We start from the raw sequence: 22,002 nt of genomic DNA, 5'->3' as shown, positions 1-22,002 counted from the left end.
CGTATTCCGCGCCCCGTCCGGACGCCCGCTCAGTCCTCCGAGTCGACAGAACCGCTGGTGGAAGCGGTCTGCCGGAACAGCCATTCGGATTTGAGTTCCGCATAACCGGGCTTGACCACGTCATTGATCATGGCCAGGCGTTCATCGAAAGGAATGAACGCTGATTTCATCGCATTGACGGAGAACCACTGCAGGTCGTCGAGCGTGTAACCGAACGCCTCGACGAGATGCTCGAATTCCCGGCTCATGCTGGTCCCGGACATCAGCCGGTTGTCCGTGTTCACGGTGGCCCGGAAGTGCAGCCGGCGCAGCAGCCCGATCGGGTGCCCGGCATAGGAGTCGGCGGCCCCGGTCTGGAGGTTGGAGCTGGGGCACAGTTCCAGCGGGATCCGCTTGTCGCGGACGTAGGAGGCGAGGCGGCCGAGCTTGACCGTGCCGTCCTCGTGGACCTGGATGTCGTCGATGATCCGCACCCCGTGCCCGAGCCGGTCGGCGCCGCACCACTGGAGCGCCTGCCAGATCGACGGCAGCCCGAAGGCCTCGCCGGCGTGGATGGTGAAGTGGTTGTTCTCGCGCTTGAGGTACTCGAAGGCGTCGAGGTGCCGGGTGGGCGGGTAGCCGGCCTCGGCGCCGGCGATGTCGAAGCCGACGACACCCAGGTCCCGGTAGCGGTTGGCGAGTTCGGCGATCTCCAGGGAGCGGGCCGCGTGCCGCATCGCGGTGAGCAGGGCGCCGACCCGGATCCGCCGGCCGTTCTCCCTGGCGAGGGCCTCGCCCTGGCGGAAGCCCTCGTTGACCGCCTCGACGACCTCTTCGAGGGTCAGCCCCCGCTCCAGGTGCTGCTCGGGGGCGTAGCGCACCTCGGCGTAGACGACACCGTCCTCGGCGAGGTCCTCGGCGCACTCGCGCGCCACCCGGACGAGCGCGTCCCGGGTCTGCATGACTCCGACGGTGTGCGAGAACGTCTCCAGATACCGCTCCAGCGAGCCGGAGTCGGCGGCCTCGCGGAACCAGATGCCGAGCTTGTCCGGATCGGTCTCGGGGAGCCCGGTGCAGCCGGTCTCCCGGGCGAGGTCGGCGACGGTGCCGGGACGCAGGCCGCCGTCCAGGTGGTCGTGCAGCAGAACCTTCGGTGCCCGGCGGATCTGCTCCGGCGTCGGGGTGTTCGCGGTGCTCTGGCTCGTCATTTCCGCACTGTAACTCCTACGCGCGTAGATCGCTGGGTACTCGATGAATTCCCTTTGCCGTCGATACGCAACGGTGACCGCACGGACGGGTCGCGTACACCGCTTCTTCTGACACTGTTCTGTCATGGCACAGCAAGCGACGCCGGTCCGAACGGCCAGCCTGAGCAGGGCAGTCGGCCAGGAGCCGACGACGGTGAGCGGGGCGGTCCTGCTCCTCCCCGGCGGGGAGGAGGTCTCCGCGCGCCGCCCGTCCCTCGTATGGGCGACGGCCTTCGTCCGCGCGCTCGGCCGCCGGCTCGCCCGCGACGGCCGGGACGAGGGGCTGGCCGCGCACGTCGTCCACTACCGCTGTCGCGGCTGGAACGGCACCGAGGCGAACCTCGCGGGGGACGCGAGCTGGGCGACCGACGAGGTGGTGCGGCGGTACGGCGATGTGCCGGTGTGCCTGCTCGGGGTGGGGATGGGCGGCCGGGCCGCGCTGCACGCGGGCGGGCACGAGGCGGTCAACTCCGTCGTCTCCATCGCCCCCTGGCTGCCGGAGACGGATGTGGCGGCACCCGAGGAACCGGTTCGCCAGCTGGTGGGGCGACGGGTGCTGTTCGTGCACGGCACGAACGACGAACGCACCGATCCGGAGCTGTCGTTCCAGCTGGCGGCACGGGCGAAGAAGGCGAACCGGGAGGTGTGCCGGTTCGAGGTGCACTCGGACGGGCACGGGTTGCATCAGCACCGGGACGAGGTGCTGGCGCTGGCGTCGGATTTCGTGATGGGGGCGTTGTACGGGCATACGGTGTCGCGGCCGGTGGAGGACGCGTTGGCGGCGCCGCCGCCGATCGGGTTGCGGATGCCACTTGCCGCGGGCTTCGGGCGGTCGCTGCGTAAGGGCTGAGGTTCGGGTTCGGGGTGCGGGTGCGTGGTGGCCGGTCGCGCAGTTCCTCCCCCAGCCTTCGGCCGGGGGTACCCCCAGCGCCCCTGACGGGGCGCCGCACCTAGGTGGGAAGCAAGTTTCCCCTTCTCGACAGCAGGAACTTCTTGAAGGCGGCCACCGGTGGGGTGTCGGGGTGGCCGTCCAGCCACGCCACGCCGATCTCTCTCGCCGCCCGTGGGGCCGTGACCGTCAGTTCGGCGACTCCCGGGCGGGGAAAGGCCGGTGGGGGCAGGAGCGCCACCCCCAGCCCCGCCGCCACCAGGCCCCGCAGCGTCTCCGCCTCCTCGCCCTCGAAGGCGATGCGCGGCCTGAAGCCGGCCTCCTGGCAGAGGTCGTCGGTGATGCGGCGCAGGCCGTAGCCGGGTTCGAGGGTCACGAAGGTCTCGTCGGCGGCCTCGGCGAGGCGGATGCGGCGGCGGGTGGCGAGGGGGTGGTCGGCCGGCACCACCAGGCGGAGCTTCTGTTCGTCGAGGCGGCGGGCGACGAGATCGGGGGCGTCCGGGACGGGGGAGGTCAGGCAGAGGTCCAGTTCGCCCGCGCGGAGTTTCTCGATCATCGCCTCGCCGTAGTTCTGGACGAGGCTGAAGCGGATGCGGGGGTGGTCGGCGCGGAAGGCGTGGAGGAGGCCGGGGACGGTCTCGGCGCCCATGGTGTGCAGGAAGCCGAAGGCGACCTTGCCGGTGGTGGGGTCGGCGTCGGCGCGGACCTCGTCGGCGGCGCGCCGGATCTCGGCGAGGGCGCGTTCGACCGAGGTGAGGAAGGTGCGGCCGGCGGGGGTGAGGGAGACCGTGCGGCCGTGGCGGGCGAAGAGGTCGACGCCCAGGTCCTGCTCCAGGCGGGCCATCGCGCGGGAGAGGGTGGACTGGGGGACCTCAAGTTCCTGGGCGGCCCTGGTGACATGCTCCGTGCGGGCCACGCCGGCGAAGTACGCGAGGCGTGGAGCCAGCAACATCGTCATGTCTTCTGTGTCACTGGACGGTGACAGGCGCCCCGCTGACCTCTGCTGATGCTCCATGGGAACGATTATGGCGATTCCATGCATTGGACGGATCAGCGGGCGGGTCCGTACGTTCGAGGCATGTCTCCCGCCAGTACCGGGGCGTCCACCACCCTGGACGCCGTTCCGTCCCTCGCCGCCCCCGACTCCCGTCTGACGCCAGGCGGTCCCGGCTACCGCCGGATGAGCTTTGCGCTCTTCCTCGCCGGTGTCGCGACCTTCGCCCTCCTCTACTCCACGCAGGCCCTGCTGCCGCTGATCTCGGACGGCTTCGGGGTGAGCGCGAGCGACGCGAGCTGGACGGTGGCGGCGGCGACCGGCGGTCTGGCGCTGTTCGTCATCCCGATGAGCGCGCTGTCGGAGCGCTTCGGACGCCGTACGGTCATGACGGCGTCGCTGGCGGTGGCGGTGACCGTGAGTCTGCTGGTCCCCTTCGCGCCCTCGCTCGGCGTGCTGGTGGTGCTGCGCGGTGTACAGGGCGCGGCGCTGGCCGGGCTGCCGGCGTCGGCGACCGCCTATCTGGCGGAGGAGGTCCGGCCGCGGGCGCTGGTCACGGCGATCGGCCTGTTCGTCGCGGGCAACAGCGTCGGCGGGATGAGCGGCCGGGTCATCACCGGCTGGGTCGCGCAGGAGTGGGGCTGGCGGGTCGCCGTCGGCACCGTCGGCCTGATCGCGGTGGGCTGCGCGGTGGCCTTCCGGCTGCTGCTGCCCGCGCCGAAGCACTTCAAGGCGGGCTCGCTGCACCCGCGCCGGCTGCTCGCCACGGTCCGCGACCACCTCGCCAACCCGCTGCTGCGCCGCCTGTACGCGATCGGCGCGCTCTTCATGACCGTCTTCGGCGGGGTGTACACGGTGATCGGCTACCGCCTGACCGAGGAGCCGTTCTCGCTCCCCCAGGGCGTCATCGGCTCGATCTTCCTGGTGTACCTGGTGGGTACGGTGTCGGCGTCCACGGCGGGCCGGCTGGTCGGCCGCCTGGGCCGCCGGGGCGCCCTCTACCTGGGCGGCGGTACGACGGCCGCGGGGCTGCTGCTCTCGCTGGCCGACTCGCTCCCGCTGGTCCTGCTGGGCCTGGTCCTGATCACCGCGGGCTTCTTCGCGGGCCACGCGGTGGCCTCCTCGGCGGTCAGCAGGACGGCGACCCACGGCAGGGCCCAGGCCTCGGCCCTCTACCAGTCGGCGTACTACATCGGCTCCAGCGCGGGCAGCACGGTCGGCGCACTGGCCTTCCACGCGAGCGGCTGGTCCGGCACGGTCGGCGTCGGCCTGCTGGCGATCCTGGGCGTCGTGACCCTCACCGTCCTCGGCTCACTGGCCGCGCGCCGCGCCCCGGTCCCCGCCCACTCGTAAGAGCTCCCCGTATCCGCTCGTGTCCGTCACCTTCTCGGCCGTGAACGGCCGGGAAGGTGCTCTCGGTCGTCCAGTTCGGCTTTACCGGCCAGCCTCTACCGGTACTCAGCTGGGCTTTTCCGCACTTCTGGGGTCATTGTCAGTGGGCTGCGGTAGCTTCCGAAGTGCTGGAGCGCGACGGCGCGCGAACAGGAACGGCCACAGGGGTGGGTGGACGGCAATGAGTGACAGCACGGCGACGGCGGAGCTGGACGTCGCACTGGAGAAGCACCGGACCGAGCTGACCGGGTACTGCTACCGCATGCTCGGCTCGTCCTTCGAGGCCGAGGACGCGGTACAGGACACCCTCGTGCGGGCCTGGCGGAGCCACGAGAAGTTCGAAGGCCGCTCCAGCCTGCGGTCGTGGCTGTACCGGATCGCGACGAACGTCTGCCTGGACATGCTGAACGCGGGCAACAAGCGGGCCCGCCCGATGGACCTCTCCGATTCGACGCCGCTGGCCCAGGCGGCGCTCTCCCCTCGGCCCGACAACACCTGGCTGGAGCCGGTGCCCGACGCGCGCGTGCTGCCGTCCCTGCACGACCCGGCGGAGGCGGCCGTGGCCAAGGAGTCCATCCGGCTCGCCTTCATGGCAGCCCTGCAGCAGCTGCCGCCCAAGCAGCGGGCGGTGCTGATCCTGCGCGAGGTGCTGGCCTGGAAGGCGAGCGAGGTCGCCGAGCTGCTCGGCACCTCGGTGGCCTCGGTCAACAGCGCGCTGCAGCGGGCCCGCGCCACGCTGGCCGAGCAGCAGCAGTCGGGCGCCGGTGCCGAGGTCTCCAACGCCCTCGACGAGGAACAGCAGAAGCTCCTGGAGCGCTATGTCGCGGCCTTCGAGGGCTACGACATGACCGCCCTGACCGCGCTCCTGCACGAGGACGCGATCATGACGATGCCGCCGTTCGACCTGTGGCTCACCGGCCACGAGGACATCGCCGGCTTCATGACCACCATCGGCTCCGCCTGCGAGGGCTCACGACTGTTCCCGGTCCAGGTCAACGGCCTGCCCGGGTTCGCCCAGTACAAGCCCGACCCGGACACCGGCGGCTGGAGCCCCTGGTCGATCCAGGTCCTGGAGATCTCAGACGGCCGGCTCACCGGGTTCCACTTCTTCCTCGACACCAAGCGCTGGTTCCCGCTCTTCGACCTCCCCCTCCACCTGGAGGCGAAGGCCGACGAAACGGAGGAGGGAGCGTAGCGCCGGGTCGGGGTCCCGCAGCCGGATCCGTCCGCCGGCCCGGCGGGCCGTCAGCTCCAGCCGGGCCAGCAGATCCACCGCGCCGAGCCCCGGCGGCCCGAGACCGCCCACGTCGCAGACGACGGTCCGGGCCGCGCCGGCCCGGAGCAGCACGCGCACGTGGTCGCAGAGCCCCGGCACCTCGTCCCTGGCGACGGGGCCCGACAGCATGAGCACGGCGGGGGTCACGGCATCCACGGGCGGTAGACCGCCGACGGCCGCCCAACTCATCGGTAGGGGACGGTTCTCCGTACGGTCGCGCAGATCACAAGGGTCACAACGTTGACCTGCACCTGACCGCACCCGAGGGTTAGCTGTATGCCCCATGGATCAGCACCGCCCCCGATGTCCGACGGCCTCCCGGCTACCGCCGAGGGGGTCCCGTGCAGGGGGTGCTGAGCGGTTTCGCGGTCATCGCGATCGTCATCGCCGTCGGCTATGTCCTGGGCCGCGGCGGTCACCTGGGCGTGAACGGCCGCGAGGTGCTCACCAAGCTCGCGTTCCACGTCGCCTCCCCCGCCCTGCTCTTCACCACCCTCGCCCGGGCCGATCTGGCGGTGATCTTCTCCAGCCGTCTCCTGGTGACGGCGCTGAGCACGGCGGCGGCGGCCGGCGCGTTCGTGGCGGTGGGGGTCGGGCGCCACTGGGGCGTGGGCCGCACCACGATCGGCGCGCTCTGCTCCAGCTACGTCAACTCCGGCAACCTCGGCATCCCGATCGCGGTGTACGTCCTGGGCGACGCGTCCCTGGTGGCACCGGTGCTGCTCTTCCAGGTGGTGGTCCTCACCCCGGTCGCCCTGACGATCCTGGACCTGTCGGGGATGGGCGAGAAGGGCCCGTGGTGGCGGCGCCTGCTCGCCCCGCTGCGCAACCCGATAGCCGTGGGCTCACTGTCCGGCGTCGCGGTCTCCGGCCTGGGCGTCCATGTCCCCGGCCCGGTGATGGACCCGCTCACCCTGATCGGCAACATGTCCGTCCCGGCGGTCCTGCTGGCCTTCGGCATCTCCCTGCACGGCAGCACGCTCCCCGGCCGGGGCCGCGACCGCCACCCCGTCCTCCTGTCCGTCGCCCTGAAGTCGGTCGGCCAGCCCCTCGCCGCCTGGGCCCTGGCCTCCATGGTCTTCGACCTCCACGGAGCCCCCCTGCTCGACGTGACGGTCACCTCGGCCCTCCCCGCCGCCCAGAACCTCTACACCTACGCCAGCACCTACCGCGTCGGCGAGGAACTGGCCCGCGACTCGATCCTGCTGTCGACGGTGCTCGCGGTACCGGTACTGGTGGTCGTGGCGGCGCTGCTGGGGTGACACCCCGGCAGCGCCTTGCCGCACCCTCGTCAGGCGATGCGCTCCAGCACGACGGGCGACGCCGTGAAGGCCGTACCGGCCGCCGCGATGTCGTACGAGCCCTCGACCGACTGGAGGGCGTACTCGAAGCGTTCCGGGGTGTCGGTGTGGAGGGTGAGGAGGGGCTGGCCGGCGGTGACCGTGTCGCCGGGCTTGGCGTGGAGTTCGATGCCGGCGCCGGCCTGCACCGGGTCCTCCTTGCGGGCGCGGCCGGCGCCCAGGCGCCAGGCGGCGACGCCGATGCCGTAGGCGTCGAGGCGGGTCAGGACGCCGGAGGACGGGGCCGTGATGACGTGCTGCTCGCGGGCCACCGGCAGGGTCGCGTCCGGGTCGCCGCCCTGGGCCGCGATCATCCGGCGCCAGACGTCCATCGCCGAGCCGTCGGCGAGGGCCTTCGCCGGGTCGGCGTCCTTGACTCCGGCCGCGTCGAGCATCTCGCGGGCCAGGGCGAGGGTGAGTTCCACGACGTCGGAGGGCCCGCCGCCGGCGAGGACCTCGACCGACTCGCGGACTTCGAGGGCGTTGCCGGCGGTGAGGCCGAGCGGGGTGGACATGTCGGTGAGGAGGGCGACCGTCTTCACGCCGTGGTCGGTGCCGAGGCCGACCATCGTCGAGGCCAGCTCGCGGGCGTCCTCGATGGTCTTCATGAAGGCGCCGGTGCCGACCTTGACGTCCAGGACCAGGGAGCCGGTGCCCTCGGCGATCTTCTTCGACATGATCGAGGAGGCGATCAGCGGGATCGCCTCGACCGTGCCGGTGACGTCACGGAGCGCGTAGAGCTTCTTGTCAGCGGGGGCCAGGCCGTCGCCCGCCGCGCAGATGACCGCGCCGGTGGTGTCGAGGACGTTCAGCATCTCCTCGTTGGAGAGCAGGGCGCGCCAGCCGGGGATGGACTCCAGCTTGTCGAGGGTGCCGCCGGTGTGGCCGAGGCCGCGGCCGGAGAGCTGCGGGACGGCCGCGCCGCAGGCCGCCACGAGGGGGGCCAGCGGCAGCGTGATCTTGTCGCCGACGCCGCCCGTCGAGTGCTTGTCGGCCGTCGGGCGGGACAGCGAGGAGAAGTCCATGCGCTCACCGGAGGCGATCATCGCGGCGGTCCAGCGGGCGATCTCGCGGCGGTTCATGCCGTTGAGGAGGATGGCCATCGCGAGCGACGACATCTGCTCGTCGGCGACCTCGCCGCGCGTGTAGGCGTCGATGACCCAGTCGATCTGCTGGTCGCTGAGCTCACCGCGGTCGCGCTTGGTGCGGATGACGGAGATGGCGTCCATGGCGGCCATGGCGTTCCCTTCGAAGAAGTGCGAAGCGTACGGCCCCTCCGCGCGGACGGGCGGGGAGGGGCCGTACGGGATTACTTGGTGAGATGGGCCGGGCCGAAGGCCTGGGGCAGCATCTCGGAGAGGGGCAGGACGCCCTCCGGGGTGTCCAGGAGGAGGTCCGGGCCGCCGAACTCGTAGAGCAGCTGGCGGCAGCGGCCGCACGGGACGAGGAGCCCGCCCGTGCCGTCCACGCAGGTGAAGTGGGTGAGGCGGCCGCCGCCCGTGCGCTGGAGCTGGGAGACAAGGCCGCACTCGGCGCACAGGCCCAGGCCGTAGGACGCGTTCTCCACGTTGCAGCCGGTGACCGTGCGGCCGTCGTCGACCAGGGCCGCGACCCCTACGGGGAATCCCGAGTACGGGGCGTAGGCGTGCGACATGGCCTCCCGTGCCTCGGCCCGCAGGGGCTCCCAGTCGAAGTCCGCGGCCGCGGCCGTCACTTGCCCTGTCCCTTCCGGTACGGCAGACCGTCCGCCTTCGGCATCCGCAGGGACTGCGCGGACAGCGAGAGCACCAGCAGGGTCACGAGGTACGGGGTCGCGGTCACGAGCTGGCGCGGGACCTCGTTGGTGGAGGCGTACCAGATGAACATCAGGACCGAGATCACGATGGTGATCGCCGCCGGGATGTACTTCTTCCTCCAGGCCAGGTAGGCGGCGCCGAACACCAGCAGGATCGCGATCAGCAGGATCAGCGCGTGGACGTTCACCGTGCCGCCGCGCAGGTTGAGGCTGTCGGTGTAGCCGAACAGGCCGGCGCCGAGGGCCAGGCCGCCCGGCATCCAGTTGCCGAAGATCATCGCGGCGAGACCGATGTAACCGCGGCCGGCCGTCTGGCCGTCGAGGTACACGTTGGAGGCGACGATGGAGAGGAAGGCGCCGCCGAGGCCCGCGAAGCCGCCGCTGATGATCACCGCGATGTACTTGTACTTGTAGACGTTCACGCCGAGGGACTCGGCCGCGACCGGGTTCTCACCGCAGGAGCGCAGGCGCAGGCCGAAGGCCGTGCGCCACAGGACCCACCAGGTGATCGGTACGAGGGCGACCGCGACGACCGTCAGCGGGGACAGGTCGGTCAGCAGACCGCCGACCAGGCCGGCGATGTCGGAGATCAGGAACCAGTGCTTCTCGTTGAGCGTGTTCAGCCAGTCGGACAGTCCTGGCACGCTGAACGTGCCGATCGAGTCGATCGGCGGGGACTGCTTGGAGGAGCCGCCCTCCGCGTTCTCGAAGGTGAACTTCGAGAGGTAGCGGGTGGTGCCCAGGGCGAGGATGTTCAGGGCCACACCGGAGACGATGTGGTTGACGTTGAAGGTGACGGTGGCGACGGCGTGCAGGAGGGCGCCGAGCGCGCCGCCGAGGATGCCGAAGACCACGCCGACCCAGGGTCCCCACTGGTAGCCGGCCCAGGCGCCGAACCAGGTGCCGAGGATCATCATGCCTTCGAGGCCGATGTTGACGACGCCCGCGCGCTCGGCCCACAGGCCGCCGAGACCGGCGAGGCCGATCGGCACGGCGAGGCGCAGCGCGGTGGACATCTGGCCGGTCGAGGTGATGCCGTCGGCGCCGGTGATCAGGCGGACGGCCGAGGTGAGGATCAGGACGCCCGCGATGACCAGCAGGAGTACCGGGAGCGACATTCGGCGGCCGCCCTTGCCGGGCTGCTTCGCCTGCGGCTTGGCGATGGTCGCGGTGGACATCAGGCCGCCACCTCCTTCTTGGTGTTCTGGGCGGCGGCCGCGGCGAGCTCCGCGCCGACCTGGCGCTGCTGGCGGCGCAGGCCCCACTGGCGTACGGCTTCGTAGGAGATGACGACGGAGAAGACGATCAGGCCCTGCATGATCGTGGCGATCTCCTTCTCGTACGCGACCGGGGTCGCGTAGTCGAGGGCGGGCGAGGCCTTGTCGAGGAAGGCCCACAGGAGGGCGGCGAAGGCGATGCCGCCGGGGTTGTTGCGGCCGAGCAGGGCGATGCCGATGGCGGTGAAGCCGAGGCCGGCCGGGAAGCTCAGGCTGTAGGTGTGGGTGTCGCCGAGCAGCAGCGGCAGGCCCGCGAGGCCGGAGACGGCGCCGGAGATCAGCATGGAGATCAGGACCATGCGCTTGGCGTCGACGCCGGAGGCGGCCGCGGCGGACTCGGAGGCGCCGGTGGCGCGCAGGTCGAAGCCGAAGCGGGTGCGGTTGAGGACCACCCAGTAGGCGACGCCGAGGGCGATGGCGACGAACACCATGCCGTAGATCTCGCCGACGTCGGAGCCCAGGTTGATGCCGGGGAACCAGCCGGACTTCTTCATGTCGCCGGTCGTCATGTTGTTGCCGACCTGGACGCCCCACACGTTCGCGAGGGTGACGTAGCCGATGACGCTGGTGGCGATGGCGTTCAGCATGATCGTGGAGACGACCTCGCTGACCCCTCGGGTGACCTTGAGGACGCCCGCGATACCGGCCCAGAAGGCGCCGGTGAACATGGCGACCAGGAGCAGCATCGGGATCTGCAGGAAGGCGGGCAGTCCGATGTTGGCGCCGACCACGGCCGTCATCACGGCGGCGAGCCGGTACTGGCCGTCGACGCCGATGTTGAACAGGTTCATCCGGAAGCCGAGGGCGACCGCGATGGCCGCGATGTAGTACATCGCCGCCTGGTTGATGATCAGGACCTGGATGTCCGAGTACGGCAGCTGCTGGAGCATCAGCACGTACGGCTCGAACGGGTTGCGGTTCGAGGCCAGCAGCACGATCGACGTCAGCGCGATCGCCAGCACGAGCGCGATGACCGGTCCGGCCACCGCGAGGAGCACGCGCTCCTTGTCGAACTTCTTCATCAGTCCTGGTCCTCCCCGGACACATCGTTCGCGTCGTGATGCTCCAGGTGGCCGCTGGCGGCACCTGTCATGGCCGAGCCCAGTTCCTCGGGCGTGATGGTGGCCGGGTCGGCGTCCGCGACCAGCTTTCCGTCGTAGATCACGCGCAGGGTGTCCGACAGGCCGATCAGCTCGTCGAGGTCGGCGGAGATCAGCAGCACGGCCAGGCCCTCGCGGCGGGCCTCGCGGATGCGGTCCCAGATCTGCGCCTGGGCGCCGACGTCCACACCGCGGGTGGGGTGGGCGGCGATCAGGAACTTCGGGCTGTGGCTCATCTCGCGGCCGACGATCAGCTTCTGCTGGTTGCCGCCGGAGAGGGAGGCGGCGGTGACGTCGATGCCGGGGGTGCGGACGTCGTACTCCTCGACGATCCGGCGGGTGTCGGCCTGGGCGCCCTTGATGTCCAGCCAGAAGCCCTTCGCGTTGGGCTTCTCGGTGACATGGCCGAGGATGCGGTTCTCCCAGAGCGGCGACTCCAGGAGCAGGCCCTGGCGGTGCCGGTCCTCGGGGATGTAGCCGACGCCGGACTCGCGGCGCTTGCGGGTGGCCCAGCCGGTGATGTCCTCGCCGAGGAACTCGATCGCGCCGGAGTCGGCGTTGCGGGTGCCGATGAGCGCGTCGATCAGCTCGGTCTGGCCGTTGCCCTCGACACCGGCGATGCCCATGACCTCACCGGCGTGGATGGTGAAGGAGACGTCGTCGAGGACGCGCTTGGCGGCACCGGGGGTGGTGGCCTCGTCGAGCACGTCGCCGCGGGCCGTGGCGCCGGCCGAGCCGACCGTGGCGGTCTCGGGCTGGGCGCCGACCTCGCCGAGGGAGGCGATGCCGCCGCTGGCGTAGACGGTGAGGTTCTTCACCGTGACGACGGCCTGGTCGGTGACGGTGGACTCGGCGGTCTCCGGGGTGGGCAGCTCGCTGCCGACCATCAGCTCGGCGAGCTGGCGCGGGGTGGTCTTCGAGGGCACCGCGGTGCCCACCGTCGTACCGCGCCGGACGACGGTGATGTCGTCGGCGACGGAGAGCACCTCGCCCAGCTTGTGGGAGATGAAGATGACCGACAGGCCCTCGGACTTCAGCTCGCGCAGGTTGTCGAAGAGCGCGTCGACCTCCTGCGGGACCAGGACGGCGGTGGGCTCGTCGAGGATCAGGGTCTTGGCGCCGCGGTAGAGGACCTTGAGGATCTCCACGCGCTGCCGGTCGGCGACGCCGAGGTCCTCGACCAGGGCGTCGGGGCGGATACCGAGGCCGTACCGGTCGGAGATCTCCTTGATCTTCTTCCGGGCGTTGCCGCCGATGCCGTACAGCTTCTCGCTGCCGAGCACGACGTTCTCCAGCACCGTCAGGTTGTCCGCCAGCATGAAGTGCTGGTGGACCATGCCGATGCCGCGCGCGATGGCGTCGGCGGGGGACGAGAAGGTGACCTGCTCGCCGTCGATCGCGATGGTGCCCTCGTCCGGCTTCTGCATGCCGTAGAGGATCTTCATCAGGGTCGACTTGCCGGCCCCGTTCTCACCGACCAGGGCATGGACGGTGCCCTTGCGGACGCTCAGGTGGATGTCGTGGTTGGCCACGACACCGGGGAATCGCTTGGTGATCCCCGCCAGCTCGACCGCGGCTGTCGTCTCTGCGGTGAGCGGAGGGCTGCTGGACGCGTCGATGGCGCACTCTCCTCGGGAAAGGGGCCGCTCTACGCGCGTAGCGCCCCTGCTTTAAATAGTGCCCGGACCTGACCGAGCTTTTTCGACTCTCGATCCGTTCCGAGCATTCTGCCGCGCGAAGGGGGATTGCCCCCGCCGCACCGGGATCACCGGACGATCCCCGGACCCGCACCCGAGCTTCCTGACCGAACGCTCGGACCCGCGTCCGGGACCCCACCCGGGTCACCGGATTCCCGGGGCACCGGATCCCCGGATCCCTGGATCTACGGCAGAGGCGCGGGAAGGTCATCCTTCCCGCACCCCGTTCCGTGGCCGTAACGCTGCCATTACGGCGCGCCTTTGACCATGCCTACGACAAGGTCATGACCCCTGGGTCAGGAGGTCTTGACCGTGATCGAGCCGTCCTTGATACCGGCCTCGGCCTTCTTGAGCGCGGCCTGGATGTCGGCGTTGCTCTTGAAGGTCGGGTTGGAGTCGGCGAGGCTCACACCGCCGGTGGCCAGGCTGGCGCGGATCTCACCGGTCTCCGGCTTGCCGTCGTGGACGGACTTGGCCAGGTTGTAGACCGCGCCGGCGACGTCCTTCATCGCCGAGGTGAGGATGTAGTCCTTGTACTTGGCCAGCGCGTCCTGCTTGTACTGGTCCGAGTCGACACCGATCGCCCACACCTTGTGCTCGGCGGCGGACTGGATGACGCCCTGGCCGGACAGGCCGGCGGCGGCGTAGACGACGTCGGCACCGGCGTCGATCTGGCCGTCGGCGGCGGTCTTGCCCTTGTCCGGGCTGGAGAAGCCACCCTCGGCGGCGGTCTCGGTCAGGTACTGCGACTTGACCTTGACGCCCTTCTTGGTGTCCGCGACGCCCTGCTCGAAGCCGGCCTCGAACTTGTGGATCAGCGGCACGTCCACACCGCCGATGAAGCCCACGGTGTTGGTCTTGGTGGCCTTGGCGGCGGCGACACCGGCGAGGTAGGACGCCTGCTCCTCGTGGAAGACGAGGTCGGCGACGTTGTCGGCCTTGATGGTGTTGTCGTCGATGATGCCGAAGGTGACCTTCGGGAACTTGGCCGCGACCTCCTTGACGGCGGGCGCGTAGGAGTAGCCGACGCCGATCACCGGGTTGTAGCCCTGCTTGGCGAGCGTCTCCAGACGCTGGACCTTGTCGGCGTCCGACTCGCCGTCCTGCGGCTCGACGGCGGTGGACTTGTAGCCGTACTCCTGGTCGGCCTTGTCCAGGCCGGCGGTCGCGGCGTCGTTGAAGGACTGGTCGCCCTTGCCACCGACGTCGTAGGCGAGAGCCAGACCGAGGTCCTTGCCCTTGCTGCTGGAGGACGAGGTGGACGAGCTGCCACAGGCGGATACGGTGGCAGCGAGGGCTGCGGTTGCAACGCCCGCAACCGCGATACGGGACACCCGGCGCATGGAACTTGACTCCTTCGTGCACGCGCCCAAACCAGGCGCTGGTTCCGCCGCAGCGTAACGCGCGTAGACCAGACGGAAAACCCCCAATGTCCGGTCCGTTATCTAGCTGTGGCCACAGTCACGGCCAAGGTTACGGACAGCACTGCGCCCCTTGCGGGAGGCAAGGGGCGCATGAACTGCAACGGCGCGCACGCGGCCGTCGAGCTGCGGCCGGTTGATCACCTGGCCGCATATATGTGTCGCATTACTTGGTGTTGACGGTCACCTTGCCGTCGACGATGTCCTGCTTGGCCTTGTCGACAGCCGCGACGACCTTGGTCAGGGCCTTGTACTTCGGGTTGGTGTCGGCGAAGCCGACGCCGCCGGTCTTGAGGGTGCCGTTGACGACACCGCTCTCCGGCTTGCCCTCGTAGACCGACTTCACCAGGTCGTACACGGCGCCGCCGACGTTCTTCAGGGCCGAGCCGAGGATGTAGTCCTTGTACTTGGCGAGCGCGTCCTGCGCGTACTGGTCGGAGTCGACGCCGATCGCCCACACCTTGGCGGTGGCGGCGGCCTCGATCACGCCCTGGCCGGAGAGACCGGCCGCGTGGTAGATCACGTCGGCGCCGGCGTCGATCTGACCCTGGGCTGCGGTCTTGCCCTTGTCCGGGCTGGAGAACCCGCCCTCGGCGGCCGTCTGCGTGAGGTACTGCGACTCGATCTTGATCTTCGGGTTGACGGACTTGGCGCCCTGGTCGAACCCGGCCTCGAAGGTGTGGATCAGCGGGATGTCCACGCCGCCGATGAACCCGATGTGGTCCTTCTTGGTGGCGGACGCGGCGGCGACACCGGCCAGGTACGAGGACTGCTCGGCGGCGAACACCATGTCGACGACGTTCTTCGCGTTGATCGTCGAGTCGTCGATCATGCCGAAGGTGATGTTCGGGTACTTCGCGGCGACCTCCTTGACGGCGGGCGCGTAGGAGTAGCCGACCCCGATGATCGGGTTGTAGCCGGCCTTGGCGAGCGTGTCGAGACGCTGCACCTTGTCGGCGTCGGACTCGCCGTCCTGCGGCTCGATGTCCCGGCCGCCGATGCCGAACTCCTTCTCGGCCTTCTCGAAGCCGGCGTAGGCGGCGTCGTTGAAGGACTGGTCGCCCTTGCCGCCGATGTCGTAGGCGAGGCCTATGCCCTTGCCGTTGTACTTTCCGGACGAGTTGGTGCTGGTGGCACCACTGTCCGAGCTGGACTTACCGCAACCGGCGGCGGCCAGGGCGAGGACCGCGACGGTCACCGCTGCCTGGGAGAACCGTGTCCTCCGACCCGAGATATGACGCACAGCAAGCACCCCTTCGTCCCCACGGCACCGTCACCGGCCCGCTTCCCCAACCGGCCACCCGCGGTGGCGATTTCGGCGCACAGTAACGCGCGTAGAAGCGGAGGGGAACGGGGTTTCTCCGGGCCGTTATCGAACCGTGCCGACTCCGGGTTACAACCGGAGATCGCCGGTTACGACGGGGTGACACAAGGGGGCGAAGGGGCACCGTTCGGGCGCCCTTCGCCCCCTGGGGAGAATCCATGGAGAAGCGGCAGGCAAGCTGACCGTTTCTCCCGCCGTCTGATCCGACGATCGTCGATACGACTACCTGGTCGCGTCGATCAGAGCGGCGGCCGTGAACAGCTCGACGCCCACGGTGATGGCCCGCTCGTCGGCGTCGAAGTCGCCCTGGTGCAGGTCCCGTACCGTCCGCTCCCCCGGGGTGCGCACCCCGAGCCGTGCCAGCGCGCCCGGCACGTGCTCCAGGTACCAGGAGAAGTCCTCCCCGCCGAGGCTCTGCTCGGTGCTCTCGACGGAGTCGCTCCCGCGCCGGGCGGTCATCGCGTCCCGCAGCAGTTCGGTGATCACCGGGTCGTTGACGACCGGCGGCACCCCGCGCACGTAGGTGATCTCCGACTTGGCCCGGTGCAGGGTGGCGACCTCGTCGATCGCGGCGTGCACCACGTCCGGCGCCTGCCGCCAGGCCTCCAGGTCCAGGCAGCGCACGGTCCCGGACAGCTCGGCGTGCTGCGGGATCACGTTCGGGGCGTGCCCGGACTCGATCCGTCCCCAGGTCAGGGCGAGTCCGCTACGGCTGTCCACGCGCCGCCCGATGACCGCCGGCACGTCGACCGCGACCCGGGCGGCGGCGGTGACCAGGTCGGTGGTCAGATGCGGCCGGGCGGTGTGCCCGCCGGGGCCGTCCAGCGCCACCTCGATCCGGTCGCAGGCGCTGGTGATGGCGCCGGTCCGCAGCCCGATCCGCCCCACGTCCACCCTGGGGTCGCAGTGCACGGCGATGATCCGCCCCACCCCGTCCAGCACCCCGGCCTCGATGGCGTCGGCGGCACCGCCGGGCAGCACCTCCTCGGCGGGCTGGAAGAGCAGCCGCACGGGCCGCGGCAGCAGGCCCCGGCGGTGCAGGTCGGCGAGGACGAGCCCGGCACCCAGCACCACCGCCGTGTGCACGTCGTGCCCGCAGGCGTGGGCCCGGTCCGGGACGGTGGACCGGTAGGAGCACTCGGTCTTCATGTCCGGGATGGGCAGGGCGTCGATGTCGGCCCGCAGGGCGAGCACGGGCAGCCCGTCCCCCACCGGCCCGATGTCACAGATGAGCCCGGTTCCGAGGGAGAGGACGCGGGGCCGGAGGCCGGCCTGCTCCAGCCGTTCCTTGATCGCGGCCGTCGTGCGGAACTCCTGGTTGCCGAGCTCGGGGTGCATGTGCAAGTCGCGCCGGAAGGCTACGAGTTCGGCGTGCAGCTCCTCGCTGAGCACGCCGGGGAGCACATCCCCGGGGAGGTCGGCCTCGGACTCTAGGGACATCAATTGGTTCACCCTCTGAAGGGTAGGACGCCCGGAGGGTCAACTGACCCGAGATCAACAAAAGTTCAGCCCGTTAGGGGAAGAAAATCTGACCGCGGAGGCATGACCCCGGACGTGGCTGGGTAAAACCTATGCTTCCTCTTCCACGGATACCACGCCTCACTACGATCCCGCCCGTCCTGTCCACCCACCGAAACAGGACCGGAACGGAACGGCGACTTCGCCACGCGGCCCCCGTCCGACCGGTAGCGTGCGCGACCGTGACGGACTCGGACACCACCGATTTCATAGAGACCACCCGTACGTCCTACGACATGATCGCCAAGGACTACACCGCCGCCTTCCCCGGCCTCCCCGAGCGCCCGGTGGACATGTCGATGATCGCCGCCTTCACCGCGCTGGTGAAGGCGAACGGCACCGCCCCCGTGGCCGACCTGGGCAGCGGCCCCGGCCACATCACCGCCCACCTGAACGACGACCTGGGCGTCCCGGCCTTCGGTATCGACCTCTCCCCCGCGATGGTCGCCCTGGCCCGCGAGGCCCATCCCGGCCTGCGCTTCCACCGCGGTTCGATGACGTCCCTGGACCTCCCGGACGCGACCCTCGGCGGCATCCTCGCCCTCTACTCCATCATCCACATCCCCGACGCCCACCTCCCGGCGACCTTCGCCGGTTTCCACCGCGCGCTGGTCCCCGGCGGCCATGTCCTGCTCGCCTTCCAGAAGGGCGAGACCCCCGGCCTCCACCTCACCGAGCGCTTCGGCCACGAGATCGACCTGCACTACCACTGGCGCCCCGCGTACGCCGTCGGCGACATGCTCGCCAAGGCCGGCCTGGACGTGGCCGCCACCCTCATCCGCGAACCGGTCGAGTCCGAGAAGTGGCCCCGCGCCTTCGTCCTGGCCCGCAAGCCGGGCTGACCGGGCACCGCCGGACGGAGGGTGGACGCTCTGAAAGGGCTCGCCTCGCCACTGAAGGGGCTCGTGAAGGGGCTCGCCTCGCCACTGGAGCGGCTCGCCGAAGCGGACCGCCCCGTCGCCGCCCTGGCAGGATGGCCGTATGGAACGTGTGCTTGGAATCGGTGGCTACTTCATGAGGGCCGGCGACCCGGCGGCGCTGGGCGCGTGGTACCGCGACTGTCTGGGCATGGACGTCGGCGAGCACGGGGTGTGGCAGCAGGAGACCGGGCCCACGGTGTTCGCGACGTTCGAGTCGGGGACCGACTACTTCGGCGCCCGCACCCAGCAGACCATGCTCAACTTCCGGGTCCGCGACCTGGACGCGATGCTCGCGCAGCTGCGCGCCCGGGGCGCGGACGTGGCCGCGGAGACCCAGGAGATGGACGGCGTCGGCCGCTTCGGCTGGGTCACCGATCCGGAGGGCAACCGCGTCGAACTGTGGCAGCCCGTCTGAGCGCGTCCCGCCCGGGGTTCCTACCGGGTGCCGGGCCGGTTCAGTTCCACGGTGCGTTGAAGGAGCGGCCCGGGGCCGGCTTGGCGATCAGGGCGATCGGGATGAAGAAGTTGACCTGCCCGATGACGAACATGAGGGTGGCGAGGGCCTTCGGTTCGTAGTGCTCGGCGGCCTGGGCGTACAGGTCGTCGGAGACGCGTTCGCCGTCGGCCGAGGGCTGCAGCACCGCTTCCACGAGGGCCAGGGCGGCGCGCTCCGGAGCCGTGAAGTACGGCGCGTCCTGCCAGGAGGCGACGGAGGTGATCCGCTCCTCCGACTCCCCGGCCTTGCGCAGGAAACCCGTGTGCAGAACGGTCAGGTACGTGCTGCCGACGATCTGTCCGGCCCGCAGCTGGACCAGGCTGATCGTGGGGCGCGGTACCGAACCGTTGCCGGCGGCCCTGAACAGTGCCGCCGACACCTCCGCCAGTTCGGGGACGAGCCGGGCGGGGTCCTCGGACATCCGCGGACCGGTCGGGACCTCTGCCGTGATCGAACGCGTTGCCATCGTCGTCTCCTTTGTCGTTCCCGTGTCGCTGTCACTGCACTGACGGAGCTCGGCGGGCGAATGTGACCGGCGTGTTCGACGACGCCTGTAGATTCGTCGGGCAGGCAGCCAGCGGCTGGCGAGAGGGGTTGGTCGAGATCGCGACGCAGGCCGGTGCCGTCGCCCGGGCTCGGGTGCCCCTGAACCGGACCCGGGTACTGAGCGCCGCCGTCGCCCTCGCGGACGAGGGCGGGGTCGACGCGCTCAGCATGCGCAGGATCGCGCAGGCGCTCGGTGTCGTACCCATGGCGCTGTACAAGCACGTGGCCAACAAGAACGAGCTGCTGGACGGCATGATCGACGTCCTGGTCGACGAGATCGACCCGCCGGTCGAGGGGATCGGCTGGAAGGCGGCCGTACGGCGCCGGGTGCTGTCGGCCCGGCGGATGCTGCTGCGCCACCCGTGGGCGCCCGAGGTCATCGAGGCGCGGATGAAGACGCGGGCCGCCCCGACCCCGGCCCTCCTGGAGTACCTCGACTCGATGATCGGGGTCTTCCGGTCCGGGGGGTTCCCGATCGGCCTGGTCCATCACGCCCTGCATGTGATGGGCAGCCGGCTGCTGGGTTTCTCCCAGGAGCTGTTCGTGGACAACGGCTCCGGCCGCCCGGCGGACGGCGATACGGAGACGCTCGCGCCCGAGGAGATGGCGGCGCGCTTCCCCCACCTCGCCGAGCTGGCCATGGCGGTCGCCCACGACCCGGAGTCCGTCGTCGGGTCCGGCTGCGACGACCAGTTCGAGTTCGAGTTCGCCCTGGACCTGACGCTGGACGGCCTTGAGCGGCTGCTGAACGCCTCCTGAGCGCCGGTTGAACCTCGCCCCCGGTCCCTTGACGGGTGTACGACGTACACCTACCTTCCCCTCAAGTGGGTGTACGCCGTACACCTCGCGGCAGGGGGAGTTTCCGATGACGATGAAGGCGATCGTGCAGGAGCGGTTCGGGCCGCCGGACGTGCTGCGGATGGCGGAGGTCGAACGGCCGGAGGCCGGGCACGGGCAGGTGGTGGTGCGGGTGCGGGCCGCGGCCGTCAATCCGTACGACTGGCACATGCTGCGCGGGGACCCGTACGTGGCGCGGCTGATGGGCGGTGTGGGGCTGCGGCGGCCGAAGTCGCGGGTGGCCGGGATCGACGCGGCCGGCGAGGTGGTGGCGGTCGGCGCCGGCGCCGGCGGGCCGCGGGTCGGCGACGAGGTGCTGGGCTTCTGTCCCGGCGCCTTCGCCGAGTACGCGTGCACCACCGCCGGCCTGCTGGTGCCGAAGCCCGCCGGGCTCACCTTCGAGGAGGCCGCGGCCGTGCCGATGGCGGCGGTGACCGCCCTGCGCGGCCTGCGCACCGTGGGCGGGTTGACGGCGGGTCAGCGGGTGCTGGTGAACGGGGCCGGGGGCGGCATCGGCACCTTCGCCGTGCAGATCGCCGTGGCCTCGGGGGCGGAGGTCACCGGGGTGTGCGGCACCGGGAACGTCGAGCTGGTGCGCTCGCTCGGCGCCGCGCATGTCGTCGACTACACCCGTGAGGACTTCACCGGCCGGGGCGAGCGCTACGACGTGATCCTCGACAACGTGGGCGGCCGACCGCTGCGGCACCTGCGCCGGGCGCTCACGCCGGCCGGGACGCTGGTGGCCAACGGCGGCGGTTCGCCCGGCCATGTCCTCGGCGTGCTGGGCTCGCTGCTGCGGGTCGTCGCGGCCGACCCGTTCGTCCGGCAGCGGCTGCGGCCGCTCCTTCCCTCGGTGCCGGACGGGCCGGTCCACCAGGAACTGCTCGACGTGACCGCACTGGTCGAGGCCGGCCGGCTCACCCCGGTCGTCGACCGCACGTACCCGCTGGCCGACACGGCCGCGGGCGTCCGCCACGTCGAGCAGGGCCACGCCCGCGGCAAGACCGTGATCACCGTCGCCTGATCCGGGCGAGCCGGACTACGGGGACGTCGCGGTCACAGCCCGCTGGTCACCGTGCGGGTGATGCGGGCCCGCAGGCGGGCGGCGTCCTGGGCGGGTGGAAGGCCGTAGGCGGTGCGGTACTCGCGGTTGAACTGGGTGGGGCTGACGTAGCCGACGGCCTGGGCGATCTGGGCCGCCGACGCGTCACCGGCGATGAGGCGGCGCCGGGCCTCCTGGAGGCGCAGGTGCTTCTGGTAGCGGAGCGGGCTCATGCCGGTGGCCGCCTTGAAGTGCCGGTGCAGGCCGGCCGGGCTCATGTGCGCCACCGCCGCGATCTCGTCGATGCTGAGCGGCTCCGTGTAGCGGGCGCGGATCCAGCGCGCCACCTCGCGCACCCGGGTCGCGGTGGAGTCGGCCAGCGACCACTGGCGCAGGACGGGGCCGAGGGAGCTGCGCAGCAGCCGGTAGAGGATCTCGCTCTCGACGCGGGCGGCGAGCGGGCGGATGTCCTCGGGGGTGTCGAGGAGTTCGACCCAGCGGGTGACCGCGTCGGCGAGTTCGGGGGACATCGGGGCGGCGACCTGCGCGGGGGCGGCCGACGGGGTGGCCGCCGCGGGCGCGTCGGCCAGCTCCAGCAGCAGTTCGGTGAGCGGCTCGCCGTCGAGGTGCAGGGACGCGGACCGGTACGGCACCTGCTCCAGGTCGGCGGTGACCGGCAGGTCGATGGTGGTGAGGAGCATCTCGCCGGGGCGGGCGACCCGGATCAGCTCCCCCGCGGTGGTGCGTTTCGTGCCGGCGGCGACGAAGCAGATCATCGGTTCGTAGAGCAGATGGGCGGGCTCGACCGGCTCGTCGACGGAGGCCAGGGAGAGCCGGGGTACGGCGGTGTCCGTGCCCGGTGTCACGCAGTGCCGGTCGACGGCCGCGACGAGTCGGTCCAGCACAGTGCGC

The 22,002-nt window shown here is 70.7% G+C and carries 21 protein-coding genes; 8 read left to right on the top strand and 13 right to left on the bottom strand.

Annotated features, from left to right (window positions below; genetic code table 11):
- Positions 1-29: 29 nt before the first annotated feature.
- The gene (locus tag ACIPSJ_RS11425) at positions 30-1,187 is read right to left on the bottom strand and encodes an adenosine deaminase (protein WP_359218087.1); all 1,158 of its coding nucleotides are present in this window, start codon (positions 1,185-1,187) and stop codon (positions 30-32) included.
- Positions 1,188-1,311: 124 nt separating this feature from the next.
- On the opposite strand from ACIPSJ_RS11425, the gene ACIPSJ_RS11420 reads away from it, so the two are divergent.
- A complete protein-coding gene (locus ACIPSJ_RS11420) occupies positions 1,312-2,076 on the top strand; it encodes an alpha/beta hydrolase (protein ID WP_359218085.1) in 765 nt (254 codons plus the stop codon).
- A 100-nt stretch (positions 2,077-2,176) separates the two neighbouring features.
- Here the strand turns inward: ACIPSJ_RS11420 and ACIPSJ_RS11415 are convergent, their stop codons facing one another.
- Positions 2,177-3,130: a LysR family transcriptional regulator gene (locus ACIPSJ_RS11415; RefSeq protein ID WP_359218083.1), complete on the bottom strand. Its 954-nt coding sequence runs from the start codon at positions 3,128-3,130 to the stop codon at positions 2,177-2,179.
- 63 nt (positions 3,131-3,193) lie between these two features.
- Here ACIPSJ_RS11415 and ACIPSJ_RS11410 point away from each other — a divergent pair, with 63 nt between their 5' ends.
- Positions 3,194-4,462, top strand: coding sequence for an MFS transporter (locus ACIPSJ_RS11410; protein WP_401345215.1), 1,269 nt, complete (start codon positions 3,194-3,196; stop codon positions 4,460-4,462).
- Between the two features lie 220 nt (positions 4,463-4,682).
- On the top strand, positions 4,683-5,696 hold the full coding sequence (locus tag ACIPSJ_RS11405; protein ID WP_359218079.1) for a sigma-70 family RNA polymerase sigma factor: 1,014 nt from the start codon (positions 4,683-4,685) through the stop codon (positions 5,694-5,696).
- Here ACIPSJ_RS11405 and ACIPSJ_RS11400 read toward each other — a convergent pair.
- The gene (locus ACIPSJ_RS11400) at positions 5,580-5,966 is read right to left on the bottom strand and encodes an STAS domain-containing protein (RefSeq protein WP_355715624.1); all 387 of its coding nucleotides are present in this window, start codon (positions 5,964-5,966) and stop codon (positions 5,580-5,582) included. The two genes, ACIPSJ_RS11405 and ACIPSJ_RS11400, sit on opposite strands and share 117 nt — an antisense overlap.
- Before the next feature lie 152 nt (positions 5,967-6,118).
- On the opposite strand from ACIPSJ_RS11400, the gene ACIPSJ_RS11395 reads away from it, so the two are divergent.
- Positions 6,119-7,039, top strand: a complete 921-nt coding sequence (locus tag ACIPSJ_RS11395; RefSeq protein WP_401345213.1) for an AEC family transporter — start codon at positions 6,119-6,121, stop codon at positions 7,037-7,039.
- A 29-nt stretch (positions 7,040-7,068) separates the two neighbouring features.
- Here the strand turns inward: ACIPSJ_RS11395 and ACIPSJ_RS11390 are convergent, their stop codons facing one another.
- The 8 genes from ACIPSJ_RS11390 to ACIPSJ_RS11355 form a co-directional block, all read right to left on the bottom strand.
- Positions 7,069-8,346: a thymidine phosphorylase gene (locus ACIPSJ_RS11390; RefSeq protein WP_359218172.1), complete on the bottom strand. Its 1,278-nt coding sequence runs from the start codon at positions 8,344-8,346 to the stop codon at positions 7,069-7,071.
- An 80-nt stretch (positions 8,347-8,426) separates the two neighbouring features.
- Complete coding sequence (locus tag ACIPSJ_RS11385) at positions 8,427-8,831, bottom strand: cytidine deaminase (protein ID WP_316777293.1); 405 nt, start codon at positions 8,829-8,831, stop codon at positions 8,427-8,429.
- Positions 8,828-10,090: an ABC transporter permease gene (locus ACIPSJ_RS11380; RefSeq protein ID WP_401345210.1), complete on the bottom strand. Its 1,263-nt coding sequence runs from the start codon at positions 10,088-10,090 to the stop codon at positions 8,828-8,830. Before ACIPSJ_RS11380 ends, ACIPSJ_RS11385 begins: the two co-directional genes overlap by 4 nt.
- Positions 10,090-11,211, bottom strand: a complete 1,122-nt coding sequence (locus tag ACIPSJ_RS11375; RefSeq protein WP_359218072.1) for an ABC transporter permease — start codon at positions 11,209-11,211, stop codon at positions 10,090-10,092. Before ACIPSJ_RS11375 ends, ACIPSJ_RS11380 begins: the two co-directional genes overlap by 1 nt.
- Positions 11,211-12,908: an ABC transporter ATP-binding protein gene (locus ACIPSJ_RS11370; protein ID WP_401346216.1), complete on the bottom strand. Its 1,698-nt coding sequence runs from the start codon at positions 12,906-12,908 to the stop codon at positions 11,211-11,213. Before ACIPSJ_RS11370 ends, ACIPSJ_RS11375 begins: the two co-directional genes overlap by 1 nt.
- A gap of 374 nt (positions 12,909-13,282) precedes the next feature.
- Positions 13,283-14,329: a BMP family ABC transporter substrate-binding protein gene (locus ACIPSJ_RS11365; RefSeq protein WP_355715637.1), complete on the bottom strand. Its 1,047-nt coding sequence runs from the start codon at positions 14,327-14,329 to the stop codon at positions 13,283-13,285.
- A 244-nt stretch (positions 14,330-14,573) separates the two neighbouring features.
- Positions 14,574-15,605: a BMP family ABC transporter substrate-binding protein gene (locus ACIPSJ_RS11360; RefSeq protein ID WP_359218069.1), complete on the bottom strand. Its 1,032-nt coding sequence runs from the start codon at positions 15,603-15,605 to the stop codon at positions 14,574-14,576.
- A 348-nt stretch (positions 15,606-15,953) separates the two neighbouring features.
- A complete protein-coding gene (locus ACIPSJ_RS11355) occupies positions 15,954-17,171 on the bottom strand; it encodes a M20 family metallopeptidase (protein WP_359218067.1) in 1,218 nt (405 codons plus the stop codon).
- A gap of 260 nt (positions 17,172-17,431) precedes the next feature.
- On the opposite strand from ACIPSJ_RS11355, the gene ACIPSJ_RS11350 reads away from it, so the two are divergent.
- Entirely contained in the window at positions 17,432-18,091 is a 660-nt protein-coding gene (locus ACIPSJ_RS11350; RefSeq protein ID WP_359218065.1) for a class I SAM-dependent methyltransferase, read from the top strand.
- Between the two features lie 139 nt (positions 18,092-18,230).
- Positions 18,231-18,584 carry a VOC family protein gene (locus ACIPSJ_RS11345; RefSeq protein ID WP_401345207.1) on the top strand — a complete coding sequence of 118 codons (354 nt, stop codon included), beginning with the start codon at positions 18,231-18,233 and terminating at the stop codon, positions 18,582-18,584.
- Between the two features lie 40 nt (positions 18,585-18,624).
- On the opposite strand, the gene ACIPSJ_RS11340 is transcribed toward ACIPSJ_RS11345, so the two are convergent.
- Positions 18,625-19,131 carry a carboxymuconolactone decarboxylase family protein gene (locus tag ACIPSJ_RS11340; RefSeq protein WP_401345205.1) on the bottom strand — a complete coding sequence of 169 codons (507 nt, stop codon included), beginning with the start codon at positions 19,129-19,131 and terminating at the stop codon, positions 18,625-18,627.
- Between the two features lie 128 nt (positions 19,132-19,259).
- Here ACIPSJ_RS11340 and ACIPSJ_RS11335 point away from each other — a divergent pair, with 128 nt between their 5' ends.
- Positions 19,260-19,970 carry a TetR/AcrR family transcriptional regulator C-terminal domain-containing protein gene (locus ACIPSJ_RS11335; RefSeq protein ID WP_401346214.1) on the top strand — a complete coding sequence of 237 codons (711 nt, stop codon included), beginning with the start codon at positions 19,260-19,262 and terminating at the stop codon, positions 19,968-19,970.
- Between the two features lie 112 nt (positions 19,971-20,082).
- Positions 20,083-21,072, top strand: a complete 990-nt coding sequence (locus ACIPSJ_RS11330; RefSeq protein ID WP_401346212.1) for an NAD(P)-dependent alcohol dehydrogenase — start codon at positions 20,083-20,085, stop codon at positions 21,070-21,072.
- Between the two features lie 32 nt (positions 21,073-21,104).
- On the opposite strand, the gene ACIPSJ_RS11325 is transcribed toward ACIPSJ_RS11330, so the two are convergent.
- Complete coding sequence (locus tag ACIPSJ_RS11325) at positions 21,105-21,995, bottom strand: AraC family transcriptional regulator (protein ID WP_359218059.1); 891 nt, start codon at positions 21,993-21,995, stop codon at positions 21,105-21,107.
- Positions 21,996-22,002 lie beyond the last annotated feature (7 nt).

The sequence above is a fragment of the Streptomyces sp. NPDC090088 genome (assembly GCF_044747345.1).
Lineage (GTDB): Bacteria > Actinomycetota > Actinomycetes > Streptomycetales > Streptomycetaceae > Streptomyces.
The sequence above is the reverse complement of the archived record's forward strand: the minus strand, read 5'-3'. Positions and strand labels throughout refer to the sequence as shown.